Below are 12,715 nucleotides of genomic sequence, written 5' to 3'. Positions count from 1 at the left end.
ACGCGCATGAGGCAAGCTTTTGTTCCCGTCCTGACCGTTGTGGTCGCGATTTTCGCGATCTGGTACGTGGCCGCGATTTTTCTGAACTCTGCCTGGGCCTATGACAAGGCCAAGCGCGCGGACGTGACGCTGAGCACGTCGCAGCTGATTTCGGACACGTGGTCGCAAGACAAACCCAAACTGCCTGCACCGCACCAAGTGGGCCGTGAGATCTGGAAAACGACGGTCGAAAAGAAAATCACGTCGAAACGTTCGCTGATCTATCATTCGTGGATCACGCTTAGCGCGACCTTGTTAGGCTTCGCAATGGGCACCGTGTTTGGGACCCTTCTGGCCGTTGGAATCGTGTACAACCGCACGATGGACATGAGCGTGATGCCGTGGGTGATCACCAGCCAAACGATCCCGATTTTGGCAGTCGCGCCGATGATCATTGTGGTTCTGAATGCAGTTGGCATTTCAGGATTGCTGCCCAAGGCGATGATCTCGATGTACTTGTCGTTCTTTCCGGTGGTGGTTGGCATGGTCAAAGGGCTGCGCTCGCCTGATTTGATGCAACTGGATCAGATGCGCACATGGAATGCATCAAGCGCACAGACGTTTTGGCGGCTGCGTCTGCCGTCGTCGATGCCGTATTTCTTTACCTCGCTTAAGATCGCGATGGCCGCATCCCTTGTGGGTGCCATTGTTGGCGAATTGCCGACAGGCGCGGTTGCGGGCCTTGGTGCGCGTTTGTTGGCCGGCAGCTATTACGGGCAAACCATTCAAATCTGGTCCGCGTTAATCATGGCAGCAGCACTGGCTGCGAGCCTGGTTGCGATCATCGGAGTTGTGCAACGTGTGATGCTGCGCCGGATGGGGATGTCCTGATGGGGTGGTTGATTTTCGCTGTGGTGATCTGGATCGCAGGCTGGATGTTGAACGTCCGCTTGTCACAACTGCCCAAATCGCGGTTATTGTCGCTGATCGTGCCGGTCATTTTCGGGCTTACCTTGATCGGCATCTGGGAAGGCATCGTGCGCGGATTTGAAATCAGCCCGATTTTGCTGCCGACCCCGTCCGCCATTGCGATCAGATTTGCACACTCGACTTCGATCCTTTGGGTCGACTTTGTGCAGACCGTCATCAAGGGCGCGCTGAGCGGTTACATCATCGGTTGCGGGTCGGCATTTTTGCTAGCCATCGCAATGGACCGGTTTGATTTTCTGAAACGCGGCCTTCTGCCTGTCGGTAACTTTGTTGCGGCGTTGCCGATTGTTGGCATGGCCCCGATCCTTGTGATGTGGTTCGGATTCGATTGGCAATCCAAGGCAGCAGTTGTCGTGGTCATGGTGTTCTTTCCCGTGCTGGTGAACACGGTGCAAGGCCTGCAAGCCAGCGATGCGATGCAACGTGATTTGATGCATACCTACGGTGCCAGCAAGTGGACGACGCTGATCAAGCTTCGCCTGCCTGCGGCCATGCCGTTCATCTTTAACGGGCTCAAGATTGCCTCTACGCTTGCGCTGATTGGCGCGATTGTTGCGGAATTCTTTGGCTCGCCGATCAGGGGTATGGGGTTTCGCATCTCGACCTCAGTGGGCCAACTTGCGCTGGATCTGGTGTGGGCAGAAATCGTGGTTGCAGCCATCGCAGGCTCGACGTTTTATGGTGTTATTGCATTGATCGAAAAGGCCGTCACGTTTTGGCATCCGTCCCAACGCGGGCGGGCCAATTGAATAATAAAAAACTGAACCCAACTAGGAGAGAAGAAAAATGAAGATTTTTGGACAAGTCGCCGCTGCTACGGCGCTGAGTGTCATGGGCACGTTCGCGCAAGCGGCTGACGACGTGACACTGCAACTGAAATGGGTCACGCAAGCGCAGTTTGCCGGCTATTATGTTGCGCTAGACAAAGGGTTTTATGACGAAGAAGACCTGAACGTCACGATCAAACCCGGCGGCCCGGACATTGCCCCGACCCAGGTTTTGGCCGGTGGTGGCGCTGACGTGACTGTCGACTGGATGCCATCCGCTTTGGCCGCGCGCGAAAAAGGATTGCCGATGGTGAACATCGCGCAGCCGTTCAAATCGTCGGGCATGATGCTGACCTGCCGCAAGGACGCAGGCGTTGAGACAACGGCAGATTTCCCGGGCAAAACACTGGGCGTTTGGTTCTTTGGCAACGAATTCCCGTTCCTCAGCTGGATGAGCAAACTGGGCATCCCGACCGAAGGCGGTGCAGACGGCGTCACAGTTCTAAAGCAGGGCTTTAACGTTGATCCGATCCTGCAAGGCCAAGCAGCTTGTGTGTCGACGATGACGTACAACGAATATTGGCAGATCATCGATGCGGGTCTGACAGCTGACGATTTGAACGTCTTTAAATACGAAGAACAAGGTGTCGCGACGCTAGAGGATGGCTTGTACGTTCTTGAGGACAAGCTGGCTGATGCGGCATTCGAGGACAAAATGGTCCGCTTTGTGCGGGCGTCCATGAAGGGTTGGAAATACGCCGAGGCAAACCCGGATGAGGCCGCTGATATCGTTCTTGAAAACGATGCATCCGGTGCCCAAACCGAAAAGCACCAGCGTCGCATGATGGGCGAAGTTGCCAAGCTGACAGCAGGCAGCAACGGCGCGTTGGACCCCGCCGACTACGAGCGCACAGTTGCCGCGTTGTTGTCTGGTGGATCTGATCCCGTGATCACCGCAGCCCCTGAGGGCGCGTGGACGCATGTGATCAGCGACAAAGCGTTGAAGTAACTTCAACCGTTCTGAACACAATACCAAAGGGCTGGCGCAGTGCGCTGGCCCTTTTTGTTTGCACCCATCCATGGGGACGTGTGCGGTCTCTTTCCCCTGAGACTACCTACGCGGTGTGGCATAATGGGTCGACGTTCAAAACTGAGGGGATGACGATGTTTAAGCAGCTATTTGAAAAATTCGCAGCAACCAAGCCAAATGAAACCCAGCGGGAAACAATCACGCGGGCCTTGGCCGAGGTCAATGAGGTGGTGTCGGGTTTGTCCGTCAAACCCATGATCACGATTGATCCTGAAACCGGCGCAATCGAATTGGCATTGCCCGATCAGATGCCGGACGAGGCGTTGGCCTTGCCAGCCCCCACAGACGTTATCGAAGAAAAAGCCGACGCGGCCTAAGGCCGTTTAGAGAACTGTGACGACCGTACCCAAAGGCACCCGTTCATACAGGTCTTTGACATGCTCGTTCAGCATGCGAATGCAGCCGTTGGACACTGATTTACCTATGGAGTCCGGCTGCGTCGTGCCGTGAATGCGGAAATACGTGTCCTTGCCGTTTTGGAACAAATACAGCGCGCGGGCACCCAACGGGTTGGACGGGCCACCCGGTTGCGCGTCGGTGTTGCCGATAAAGCGGGCGTAGGCCTTTGGGTCCCTTTCGATCATTTCGTTCGTGGGGCGCCACGTTGGCCATTCTTTTTTCACGTCAATTGATGCCGTGCCGGTGAATTCCAGCCCTGCGCGCCCAACGCCAACGCCGTAGCGGATCGCTTTGCGTTCCTCGGTGACGAAATACAGGTAGTAGCTGCGGGGCAGGATCAGCATTTGACCGGGGGCAAAGCTCTTTTTGATGCGCACCTCTTGTGGTGTCGGATCAAACACCGTCGTTTGGGCAGACAGAACGTGTGGCAAAGCGGCTGTTGCAAGCGCGCTTGCGATAAAGGTACGGCGGCGCATGGGGTGCTCCTTAACTGGAAAAATGACTGTTGAAATTACAGCTATTTTCCGTTGATTAGGCAACCCTAAGCAACAAAAAAACCGGCCCTCCTAACAGAAGAGCCGGTCAATTTGTCGTGTAACAGACCTGTGATCAGGTCAGATACAAAGCTTATGCAAGTGCGATGTTTGTCGCAGATTCGCGACCGTCACGGCCAGCTTCGATGTCGAATGTTACTTTTTGGTTGTCAGCCAAGCCTGTCAGGCCTGCGCGCTCAACAGCAGAAATGTGTACAAACACATCTTTAGAGCCGCCATCAGGTGCGATAAAGCCGAAGCCTTTAGTTGTGTTGAACCATTTTACGGTGCCAGTAGCCATATCCGTAGTCTCCAAGTTTATATGCCATCCGCGAGAGTGCGATGGCCCGGCGTGGTCGGTCTGTGATCGATAGACTGAAGCCGAATAAACGAGACAGTGGGTCGAAAAAGAATAACGTTTGCATGAAGTCATATGGCACCTGTAAGCGATTCTTGCAAGGGGTACGTCCTGAAGGGGCGGTTTTGAGCAGGGTTTCGCTGAGGTAAATTTATTTGAGCGGTATCGCCTGACGTGTTGAATTCTTTAGATAATTTATCAAAATATTAAACTACCTTAGCGACCGGTTAACGCAGCGCGCGTTGCGTGTGGGTCTGCGGCAAACCGTCCTAGGCGTCGGTCTGCGGGGGCTCGGGATCGCTGGTTTCCGGCTCTGGCGCATCGTCTGCTAGTTCTTTTTCAATAGCTTCCAGCCGCCGTTTGGCCATGTCACGCACGCGCTTTGCGATGTCAGATGTCATTTTCGCCAAGTCCCTTGCCCGTACGGCCTCGTTCGGGACGCAGTGGGTGTTCAGCGGATTGATCGCGCGGGTGATCCCGTCGATGCCATTGCCGATCACACCTTTGTCTTGCAGCAGGTTGAACACGCCACGGGCGGTGTCCCCGTCGAGCTTCATCAGGCGCATGAACATCTCAGGCGATGCACGGTCATGGCAACGGGCGAGCAACTTGGCCTTGGCGAAATGTTGGGTGAGGGCGGCAGGCACCGCTGAAGAGGCCGCAGCCAAAGGCACAGCAGGTGCCGCAAACAAAGCGGAGACGGAGGCGATAAAGGTTCTACGTTTCATGGGTAAGAATATGGTAGCGGGTGCGGGTGGTTTTGAGGGGGAAAGTTTTGGCGTTTTTCCTATTTGCGGAAACGCCCCGCGTTTTCGCCGCCACCGACCGCCCCCATGGGCGGGGGCGATTTCATCACCCCCGAGGCTATCGCCTTCTACGGCCTGATTTGATCCACTGGATCAAATGCAAGACGGCCTTCGACCCGTGGTCTTGGGCCTATGTTAGGCGTTGATAGTCTGAATGTGGGTTTTGAAAACTTGAGATTTCGGTTGAAACAACTGACGGCAACCCAAGATCAGAGATTGAGTGAATGGGTTTCAAGCCTAATGGCACAATGCGTCCACGTGAGTCTGCAACAAAGGCGGGAGCCAGTTCTTTCAGATACCGTGTTTCGGAAAAGCCGAAGCTTTTAGCATCGCGTTTTACGGCTGAAAAAATTGCGTTTGCTCCGATGTCAGACAATGCCATTACCGCGCTGTCTTTTTTGTCGACCGCAGAAATCGAAAAACGGTCGATGTTTCGAATATACGCAGCTCTAGTGTCTAAAGGATTTTCTTGAATAGCTCGAACGAATGATAGTAGCGAACCATATTGCTGCGCGCGCGCCTCAATGTGAATCCGTACTTCGGAAGCTGCAATTCCAAATGCGCCCATCGCGGCACCAACTCTTTCAAGCTGGTATTGCATCACCTTATTGTAGAAGTGGGTTGGTGTTTTTTTCGCTTCAGATAGGTATTTTAACAAGCTTAACTTGTTTGATATCACCCCAACCATTCCGATCGGAAGCTGAGAGATTTTGTTGCAAGCGTTGATTTTCTCGAAATGTGACATCCGGTTCGCACGAATGAGGCCTTTGTGATTGATTAGCCGCTTAAGAGTCTTTTCGATCAGAGCCGTGTTTTCGTCGCGGAAAAAAGTAGCACAGCTACAAAAGTATTGTGATGGTCCATTGCTAGGGTCCGGCTGAACGTTGCTTAAGCCAGTGTCCCCTGATTCATCAATTACTACTGTGAACATGTACCACTCAATAATAACTACCGAGTGCGAACGGGCATGCTTGCGCATACCCTGCCTCGCACCGCTTGAACCCATCCGCTAAACACAAATAACCCGTCCTACCGGACGAATTTTTTGTGTTTCAGTCGTTTGGGTTCAAGTGCATCCGCACCCAAACGACGCTTTTTGTCTTCTTCATAGGCCTCAAAGTTGCCTTCGAACCATTCGACGTGGGCTTCGCCTTCGAATGCCAGGATGTGGGTGCAAATCCGGTCGAGGAAGAAGCGGTCGTGCGAGATGACAACTGCGCAGCCGGCGAAATCCATCAAGGCGTCTTCCAAAGCGCGCAGGGTTTCGACGTCCAGATCGTTCGTCGGTTCATCGAGCAGCAGCACGTTGCCGCCTTCTTTTAACAAACGCGCCATGTGCACGCGGTTGCGTTCACCACCTGACAAAAGCCCGACTTTTTTCTGCTGGTCGCCGCCTTTGAAATTGAACGACGAGCAGTAGGCGCGCGAGTTCACTTCGGCATCGCCAAGCGAGATCAATTCGGCCCCGCCAGAGATCGCCATCCAGACATTGTCGTCCGCGTTCAGGTCGTCGCGGGACTGATCCACGTAGGACAGTTGCACTGTATCGCCGACTTCTACCGTGCCCTCATCCGGGGTTTCGTGGCCCGTCAGCATCTTGAACAACGTCGATTTGCCCGCGCCGTTTGGCCCGATCACACCGACGATGCCGCCGGGTGGGATGGACAGGTCGAGGTTCTCGATCAACAGCTTGTCGCCCATGGCTTTTTTCAAACCGGTGACTTCGATCACCTTGTTCCCGAGGCGTTGGCCGTTGGGAATGACGATCTGGGCGGTTGCCAGCTTTTCGCGCTCTGACGTGTCCAGCATGTCGTTGTACGAATTGATCCGCGCCTTGGATTTCGCCTGACGGGCCTTGGCCCCCTGACGCATCCACTGCAATTCGCGTTCCAGCGTTTTCTGGCGCGATTTGTCTTCGCGGGCTTCTTGCATCAGGCGCTTGGCCTTTTGTTCCAACCAAGAGGAATAGTTGCCTTCCCATGGCACGCCTTTGCCGCGGTCGATCTCTAGAATCCAGCTGGTGATGGAATCGAGGAAATAGCGGTCGTGGGTGACGATCAGGATCGTGCCTTTGTAGTCCATCAGGTGCTGTTGCAGCCATGAAATGGTTTCGGCGTCGAGGTGGTTGGTCGGTTCATCGAGCAACAGCATATCTGGCGCTTCGAGCAGCAGTTTGCACAGCGCAACGCGGCGGGCTTCACCACCGGACAGGTCGGTGATGTTGGCATCGTCCGGAGGGCAGCGCAGCGCTTCCATCGACACGTCGATTTGCGAATCCAGATCCCAGAGGTTTTCTGCGTCGATCTGGTCTTGCAGCTTGCCCATTTCGTCGGCGGTTTCATCCGAGTAGTTCATCGCCAATTCGTTGTAGCGGTCCAGTACGGCTTTTTGCTTGGCCACACCAAGCATCACATTTTCACGCACGCTCAGTTCCGGGTCCAGTTTCGGCTCCTGCGGCAGGTAGCCAACTTTGGCCCCCTCAGCGACCCACGCTTCGCCGGTGAAATCCTTGTCCATGCCGGCCATGATTTTCATCAGCGTGGATTTACCCGAGCCGTTCACGCCAACAACACCGATTTTCACGCCGGGAAGGAAGTTGAGGTGGATGTTCTCGAAGCATTTCTTGCCACCTGGGTAGGTCTTGGAAACACCGGACATGTGGTAGACGTATTGATAGGCGGCCATGAGGGCGACTCCTGCAAAGATGGGAAAACGTTTGGGACGTGATAACTGAGCGGTGCGCAGGGGGCAATGCGATCTATGTTCATGCGACGTTTGATTGACAATACGGGCCTGAACGCGGCACCAAGCAGCATGAGAGCGTCCATGCCATATGCCGTTGCGGGTCAAACCATTGGTTTGCTTGGCGGATCCTTTGATCCTGCCCACGCGGGCCACGCTCACATCACCCGCGAAGCGATCAAGCGGTTTGGTTTGGATCATGTCTGGTGGATGGTCAGCCCGGGAAATCCGTTGAAATCGCGCGGACCAGCCCCTCTGGATCAACGGATTGAACGCGCGCGCGAGGTCATGGATCACCCGCGTGTTCGGATCACAGACATCGAACGCCAGCTGGGTACGCGCTATACCGCGAGCACGTTGCGGGCGTTGCAGGCCCGTTATCGCGGTGTTCGGTTTGTTTGGTTGATGGGCGCGGACAATCTGGCGCAATTTCATCGCTGGCAGGATTGGCGCTGGATCATGGACAATGTGCATGTGGGCGTTTTGGCGCGCCCCGGCGATCGCATTTCCGCAAGGATGAGCCCTGCTGCGCGTCTGTATGTGCGCAACCGGATACCCGGGCGGATGTCACATTTGCTGACGCTGTCCGAACGGCCCGCGTGGTGTTTTGTGAATGTCCCGATGGTTGCGCAGTCTTCTACTGCGATTCGTGCGGCAGGGGGCTGGCAGGCCTAGGCCTTGAGGCGAGCAGACAAAACACCGGCACCCATGACAATCAACAGGCCAACCCAAGTGATCAGCGCTGGCCAAGTGTCAAACACCAACCACCCCAGCAACACTGCTGCGAGCAATTGAAAATACACAAACGGTGCCAATTTCGTTGCGGGCGCAGTGCTGTAGGCATAGAGCAGCAACAGGTTGCCCAGCATCGAGAAAAGCGCGGAGCCCAAAGTGAGGATCGACACATTAAACGTCATGACCGGCACATTGACGAGGCCCACAGGCGCCAACACCAGCGCTGCGATAAACAGCTGGGTAAACGTGAATGCGATTGGCGTGCCCAGATGCGCGAGCCAGCGCGATGCTGTCAGGAACATGCCGTAACACGTGCCCGCAACAGCCGCCCAAATCAAGCCGGGGTTCATGTCTGCACCGGGTTGCACAACGATCAAGACGCCTAAAAAACCGATACCGATCAAGGCGGTGCGCTGCCACGTGATCGGTTCTTTCAGGAAAATCGCAGCCAGCGCGTAACTGATCAGGGGTCCGATAAAGAAGGCGGCGAACACGTCTGCAATCGGGGCCATGGACAGCGCAACTTGGATCGAGCTGATCCCGCAGCATAAAATCAACGCACGTCCCCAAATACGCCAATCCCGCAGCAACGCCCATGCGTCGCGCTTGATGAACGGAAGGATCAATAATGCGCCAACCGCAAACCGCGACCACGCGATGAAGAGTGGTTCGACACTCAAGTTAGAGCTTAGCAATTTCCCTGCCGTATCCCCGGCAGGAATAAAGGACATTGCGATGAACATGATCAAAATGGCGCGTTGCATCTGCCGGACGTAACACAGCTACTGATGGATCAAAAGTGAACGTTTCTTGCCTTGTTCACGCCCCATTGGATTGGTTAACCTGCCCGCATGATACGTGGTATTTCGAGACGAGTTTTTTTGGGTTCAGCGCTGTCCAGTGCGGCCGTGGGTTTGGCGTGGGCGGATGCGCCGAATACGTCACTGCGCCCTAGGCTGCGTGGTGCAGGGTTTCGCAAGAAAACGGTGCGCGGTGTTGACGCGATTGTGGCCGAGGCCAAGCTGGGTGGACGTGTCAGTTTTGTTATGGCGGATGCAAAAACCGGGGCGCGGCTCGAATCGCGCAACCACAATGTGGCGACCGCCCCTGCCAGCGTTACCAAAGCAATTACAGCGCTTTACGCACTGGATGTTTTGGGGCCATCGCATCGGTTTAACACCCAATTGATCGCAACAGGCAGTGTGTCTGGCGGCGTGATCCAAGGCGATCTGATCCTTGCAGGTGGTGGCGATCCGACGCTGGATACAAACATTTTGGCTGATATGGCACGGCGGCTGAAAGCGGCGGGCGTCACGGGTGTGAAGGGCGAATTCAAGGTCTATGACGGTGCTTTGCCCCGAATCGAAACCATCGACACGGATCAGCCAGCGCATGTTGGTTACAGTCCGGCAGTGTCCGGGATCGCGCTAAATTTTAACCGTGTTCACTTTGAATGGCGTCGCAGTTCCGGCACGTACGGTGTGACGATGGAGGCCCGCACAACCAAGCATCGCCCAAGTGTCAGTATGGCCAAAATGCGCATCGCCGAACGTGATATTCCGGTCTACAAATACTCTGGCACAAACGGGATCGACAACTGGTCAGTGTCGCGCCGCGCCCTTGGCAATGGCGGATCACGTTGGTTGCCGGTGCGTGATCCTGCGGCCTATGCGGGCGACGTGTTTCGCACCATGGCGGCGTCCCACGGGATCAAGTTGAAGGCGGCCAAAGTCGTGGCAAAACTGTCCGCAGGCACGGCTATTGTAACGCATCAAAGCGCGCCTGTTCGAGATTTGCTAAAAGACACGTTGAAGTTTTCCAACAACCTGATGGCTGAAATGATCGGCATGGCAGCCACTGCCAAACGGCGTGGAAAGCCGGCCAGTTTGCGTGCCTCTGCAAATGAAATGAACGCTTGGGCACGCGCCCGTTTCGGGACGCAGGGTCTAAAGCTGGTTGACCATTCGGGCCTAGGAGCGGCGAACCGAATGACCGCAGACAGCATGGTCGAGGCATTGGTCAAAGTCTACGCTAGCAAGACGCTGCGCCCGATCCTAAAACCTGTCGCGATGCGCGACGCAAAAGGCAAAGTGCTAAAAAACCACCCGATCAAAGTGGACGCCAAAACGGGGACCCTTAATTTCGTGTCTGGTTTGGGCGGCTACATGGAGGTCTCCGACGGCACGGTTCTGGTCTTTGCTATTTTTAGTGCGGATGAAGCCGTGCGCAAACGCATCACCAAGGCCAACCGCGAAGCCCCGCAAGGCGCGCGCGGATACAACAAACGCGCCAAGCAAATGCAGCAACGGTTGATCGAAAGGTGGGGGACGCTTTACAGCTCCTAAGCATCCCCGCACGAAATCATGCTGCGTTTTTCACGCGGTCTACTTCGACAAAATCGGCGACGGCTTCGGCTGTTGCGGCCGATAGGGTCCACCCCAAATGCCCGTGGCCAGTGTTGTAGAACACGCCCGGTTTCGAACCCGGTCCGATTTTTGGCATCATCGAGGGCAGCATCGGGCGCAAGCCTGCCCAAGGCACGCAGTGTTCGGTCGATACCTCTGGAAAGAATGTCTCGCACCACTTGCGCAGCGGTTTGATCCGGTCATCGCGAATGTCCAGGTTGTAGCCGTTGAATTCTGCGGTACCGGCAATGCGGAACCGGTTTTTGCCAAGGCGGGATGTGACCACTTTGGCCTCGTCGTCCAGCAGGCTGACCCAAGGGGCTGCGGCTTGGCTGTTTGCGTCATCCAGATTGACGGTGATCGAATAGCCTTTGACGGGGTAGATGTTCACGCGATCCCCAAGGGACGCTGCAATTGCACGACTGCCTACGCCAGCGCATACAACGATGCCATCAAAATGTTGTTGCTGATCGCCTGCACCGGACTGCCAGCTGATTTTCACGCCTTGGCCTGTGTGGCGAAATTCGGACACATCTGCGTTGTAGTTGAATGTGACGCCCAACTGTTCGCATCCTTTGGACAGCGCGCGTGCATAGAGATGAATATCGCCGGTGAAATCGCTTTCGGTGTAATAACCACCCAGAGTTTTGGTGCGCAAAGCGGGCTCGATGTCTTGAACTTCGGCCGCTGTTACTTCGCGCCGTTCAAGTCCGCCTTTGGACAGCAATTCGTTCACACGGCGGGCGTGGGCAAATTCACCTTCTGATTTATAGACATGCAAAATACCGCGTTTTTCCAAATCGAAGGAAAACCCAACCTCGTCTGCGAACCGCAACAAGTGCTTGCGGGCCTCAATTGCCATACGGGCGGTCGCGATTGTGTGGCTTTCGTAGTTCGGGATGTTGCCCATGAATTCGGCCATCCACGACAATTTGTGCCAGCTGGGGCGCGGGTTCACAAGCAGCGGGGCATCCGGATTCATCATCCACTTGAGCCCTTTGAAAATCGTGCCCCAGCGTGTCCACACTTCGGCGTTCGAGGCGCTGAGCTGACCGCCATTTGCAAAGGACGTTTCCATCGCGGCATACCGATTGCGGTCAAAAACAGACACTTTGTAGCCGCGAGAGGCCAGCGAATAGGCGGTCGTGATACCGGTGATACCGGCACCGATAACGGCGATATGGGTCATGGTCGTAGCTCTTTTAACTGGCGCGATGGGACGGACACAGGTCTGGCGTCAATGCCAGTGCCGTGTCCCCATCTGTCGCGTGACCTGAGAGCTTGACCGCCAATCAAATGGCGGCTTTCTCCTTCGGTGGGCCAGCTGCGCTTGCGCTGACCTCTCTCCAGATAGTTGATGTCTTTGGCGGCCCACACGGTTCATGTGCCTGAGAGTTTCCGGGGCGTTGCTCCTTCGGCGGCAGACTTCTCTGCGCTCTCCCATGTGAGTCTCATCAACTACGCGTCCTATAGGACCCCGTTTCGATTAAATCAAAGGTTTTTCGCTTAGGTCACGTGGCGTGCGCGTGCACCGCGTTCGATGGCTGCGGCGTGCAGGCGGTCGATGTTCAGTTCATACCGGATTTCTTCGAGAAGGCGCAGCTCTGCCTCGTCCAAGGACCCATCCGCCGCAGCGACATCGCAGGCCAGCGCATAGGCGGTTTCGTTCAGGCGTTCTGGCAACGCTTCGCGTACCAATCCGAATAAGGCATCAAGCCCGTCTTCTTGTTCGAATAAATCGAACACAACCTGACTAACGGTGTTCAAGCGATCGAGATCGAAATCAGCAAAAACCGGCAGCATGTTGACGGCTGATTGGATTTTGACCAGCTCCGCAGTGCGGATATCTTCGTCAGACGCGGAAACGGCGATCATCAGGGCAACCAGCGCGTCCTGAGCGGTCATGGCATG

At 55.4% G+C, this 12,715-nt stretch carries 14 protein-coding genes and 2 riboswitches; of the genes, 6 read left to right on the top strand and 8 right to left on the bottom strand.

Annotated elements, in window-relative coordinates; genetic code table 11:
• Positions 1 to 6 precede the first annotated feature (6 nt).
• The 4 genes from ACFIO0_RS15065 (at position 7) to ACFIO0_RS15050 (ending at position 3,143) form a co-directional block, all read left to right on the top strand.
• Positions 7 to 870: an ABC transporter permease subunit gene (locus tag ACFIO0_RS15065; RefSeq protein ID WP_390911220.1), complete on the top strand. Its 864-nt coding sequence runs from the start codon at positions 7 to 9 to the stop codon at positions 868 to 870.
• Positions 870 to 1,718: an ABC transporter permease subunit gene (locus tag ACFIO0_RS15060; protein ID WP_390911219.1), complete on the top strand. Its 849-nt coding sequence runs from the start codon at positions 870 to 872 to the stop codon at positions 1,716 to 1,718. The genes ACFIO0_RS15065 and ACFIO0_RS15060 overlap by 1 nt, the downstream gene beginning before the upstream one ends.
• Positions 1,719 to 1,755: 37 nt before the next feature.
• Entirely contained in the window at positions 1,756 to 2,745 is a 990-nt protein-coding gene (locus tag ACFIO0_RS15055) for an ABC transporter substrate-binding protein (protein ID WP_390911218.1), read from the top strand.
• A gap of 155 nt (positions 2,746 to 2,900) precedes the next feature.
• The gene (locus tag ACFIO0_RS15050) at positions 2,901 to 3,143 is read left to right on the top strand and encodes a hypothetical protein (protein ID WP_390911217.1); all 243 of its coding nucleotides are present in this window, start codon (positions 2,901 to 2,903) and stop codon (positions 3,141 to 3,143) included.
• A 6-nt stretch (positions 3,144 to 3,149) separates the two neighbouring features.
• Here the strand turns inward: ACFIO0_RS15050 and ACFIO0_RS15045 are convergent, their stop codons facing one another.
• From ACFIO0_RS15045 to ettA, 5 genes are all read right to left on the bottom strand, one after another.
• The gene (locus ACFIO0_RS15045; RefSeq protein ID WP_390911216.1) at positions 3,150 to 3,701 is read right to left on the bottom strand and encodes a L,D-transpeptidase family protein; all 552 of its coding nucleotides are present in this window, start codon (positions 3,699 to 3,701) and stop codon (positions 3,150 to 3,152) included.
• Between the two features lie 151 nt (positions 3,702 to 3,852).
• Positions 3,853 to 4,059 (bottom strand): cold-shock protein, encoded by a 207-nt coding sequence (locus tag ACFIO0_RS15040; protein ID WP_007117950.1) that lies wholly within the window; start codon positions 4,057 to 4,059, stop codon positions 3,853 to 3,855.
• Between the two features lie 326 nt (positions 4,060 to 4,385).
• Positions 4,386 to 4,844, bottom strand: a complete 459-nt coding sequence (locus ACFIO0_RS15035; RefSeq protein ID WP_390911215.1) for a hypothetical protein — start codon at positions 4,842 to 4,844, stop codon at positions 4,386 to 4,388.
• 208 nt (positions 4,845 to 5,052) lie between these two features.
• A complete protein-coding gene (locus tag ACFIO0_RS15030; RefSeq protein ID WP_390911214.1) occupies positions 5,053 to 5,901 on the bottom strand; it encodes a DUF3800 domain-containing protein in 849 nt (282 codons plus the stop codon).
• Positions 5,902 to 5,951: 50 nt separating this feature from the next.
• Complete coding sequence (gene ettA / locus ACFIO0_RS15025; RefSeq protein WP_390911213.1) at positions 5,952 to 7,607, bottom strand: energy-dependent translational throttle protein EttA; 1,656 nt, start codon at positions 7,605 to 7,607, stop codon at positions 5,952 to 5,954.
• Between the two features lie 129 nt (positions 7,608 to 7,736).
• Here ettA and ACFIO0_RS15020 point away from each other — a divergent pair, with 129 nt between their 5' ends.
• Positions 7,737 to 8,339, top strand: a complete 603-nt coding sequence (locus ACFIO0_RS15020) for a nicotinate-nucleotide adenylyltransferase (protein ID WP_390911212.1) — start codon at positions 7,737 to 7,739, stop codon at positions 8,337 to 8,339.
• Here ACFIO0_RS15020 and ACFIO0_RS15015 read toward each other — a convergent pair.
• A complete protein-coding gene (locus tag ACFIO0_RS15015; RefSeq protein WP_390911211.1) occupies positions 8,336 to 9,163 on the bottom strand; it encodes an EamA family transporter in 828 nt (275 codons plus the stop codon). The genes ACFIO0_RS15020 and ACFIO0_RS15015 overlap by 4 nt on opposite strands.
• An 87-nt stretch (positions 9,164 to 9,250) precedes the next feature.
• On the opposite strand from ACFIO0_RS15015, the gene dacB reads away from it, so the two are divergent.
• The gene (gene dacB / locus ACFIO0_RS15010; protein WP_390911210.1) at positions 9,251 to 10,744 is read left to right on the top strand and encodes a D-alanyl-D-alanine carboxypeptidase/D-alanyl-D-alanine-endopeptidase; all 1,494 of its coding nucleotides are present in this window, start codon (positions 9,251 to 9,253) and stop codon (positions 10,742 to 10,744) included.
• A gap of 16 nt (positions 10,745 to 10,760) precedes the next feature.
• Here dacB and ACFIO0_RS15005 read toward each other — a convergent pair whose 3' ends face one another.
• Together ACFIO0_RS15005 and ACFIO0_RS15000 are read right to left on the bottom strand one after the other, a co-directional pair.
• Positions 10,761 to 11,993 carry a D-amino acid dehydrogenase gene (locus ACFIO0_RS15005; protein WP_390911209.1) on the bottom strand — a complete coding sequence of 411 codons (1,233 nt, stop codon included), beginning with the start codon at positions 11,991 to 11,993 and terminating at the stop codon, positions 10,761 to 10,763.
• A gap of 62 nt (positions 11,994 to 12,055) precedes the next feature.
• A riboswitch (glycine riboswitch) is annotated at positions 12,056 to 12,164 on the bottom strand.
• Positions 12,165 to 12,170: 6 nt separating this feature from the next.
• Positions 12,171 to 12,257, bottom strand: a riboswitch (glycine riboswitch).
• 53 nt (positions 12,258 to 12,310) lie between these two features.
• Positions 12,311 to 12,709: a TerB family tellurite resistance protein gene (locus ACFIO0_RS15000; RefSeq protein ID WP_390911208.1), complete on the bottom strand. Its 399-nt coding sequence runs from the start codon at positions 12,707 to 12,709 to the stop codon at positions 12,311 to 12,313.
• Between the last annotated feature and the right edge of the window lie 6 nt (positions 12,710 to 12,715).

This window comes from Pseudosulfitobacter sp. SM2401 (genome assembly GCF_042932805.1).
In the GTDB taxonomy this organism is placed as follows: domain Bacteria; phylum Pseudomonadota; class Alphaproteobacteria; order Rhodobacterales; family Rhodobacteraceae; genus Ascidiaceihabitans.
Note: the sequence above shows the minus strand (reverse complement) of the source record. Positions and strands in the feature narration are given on the sequence as shown.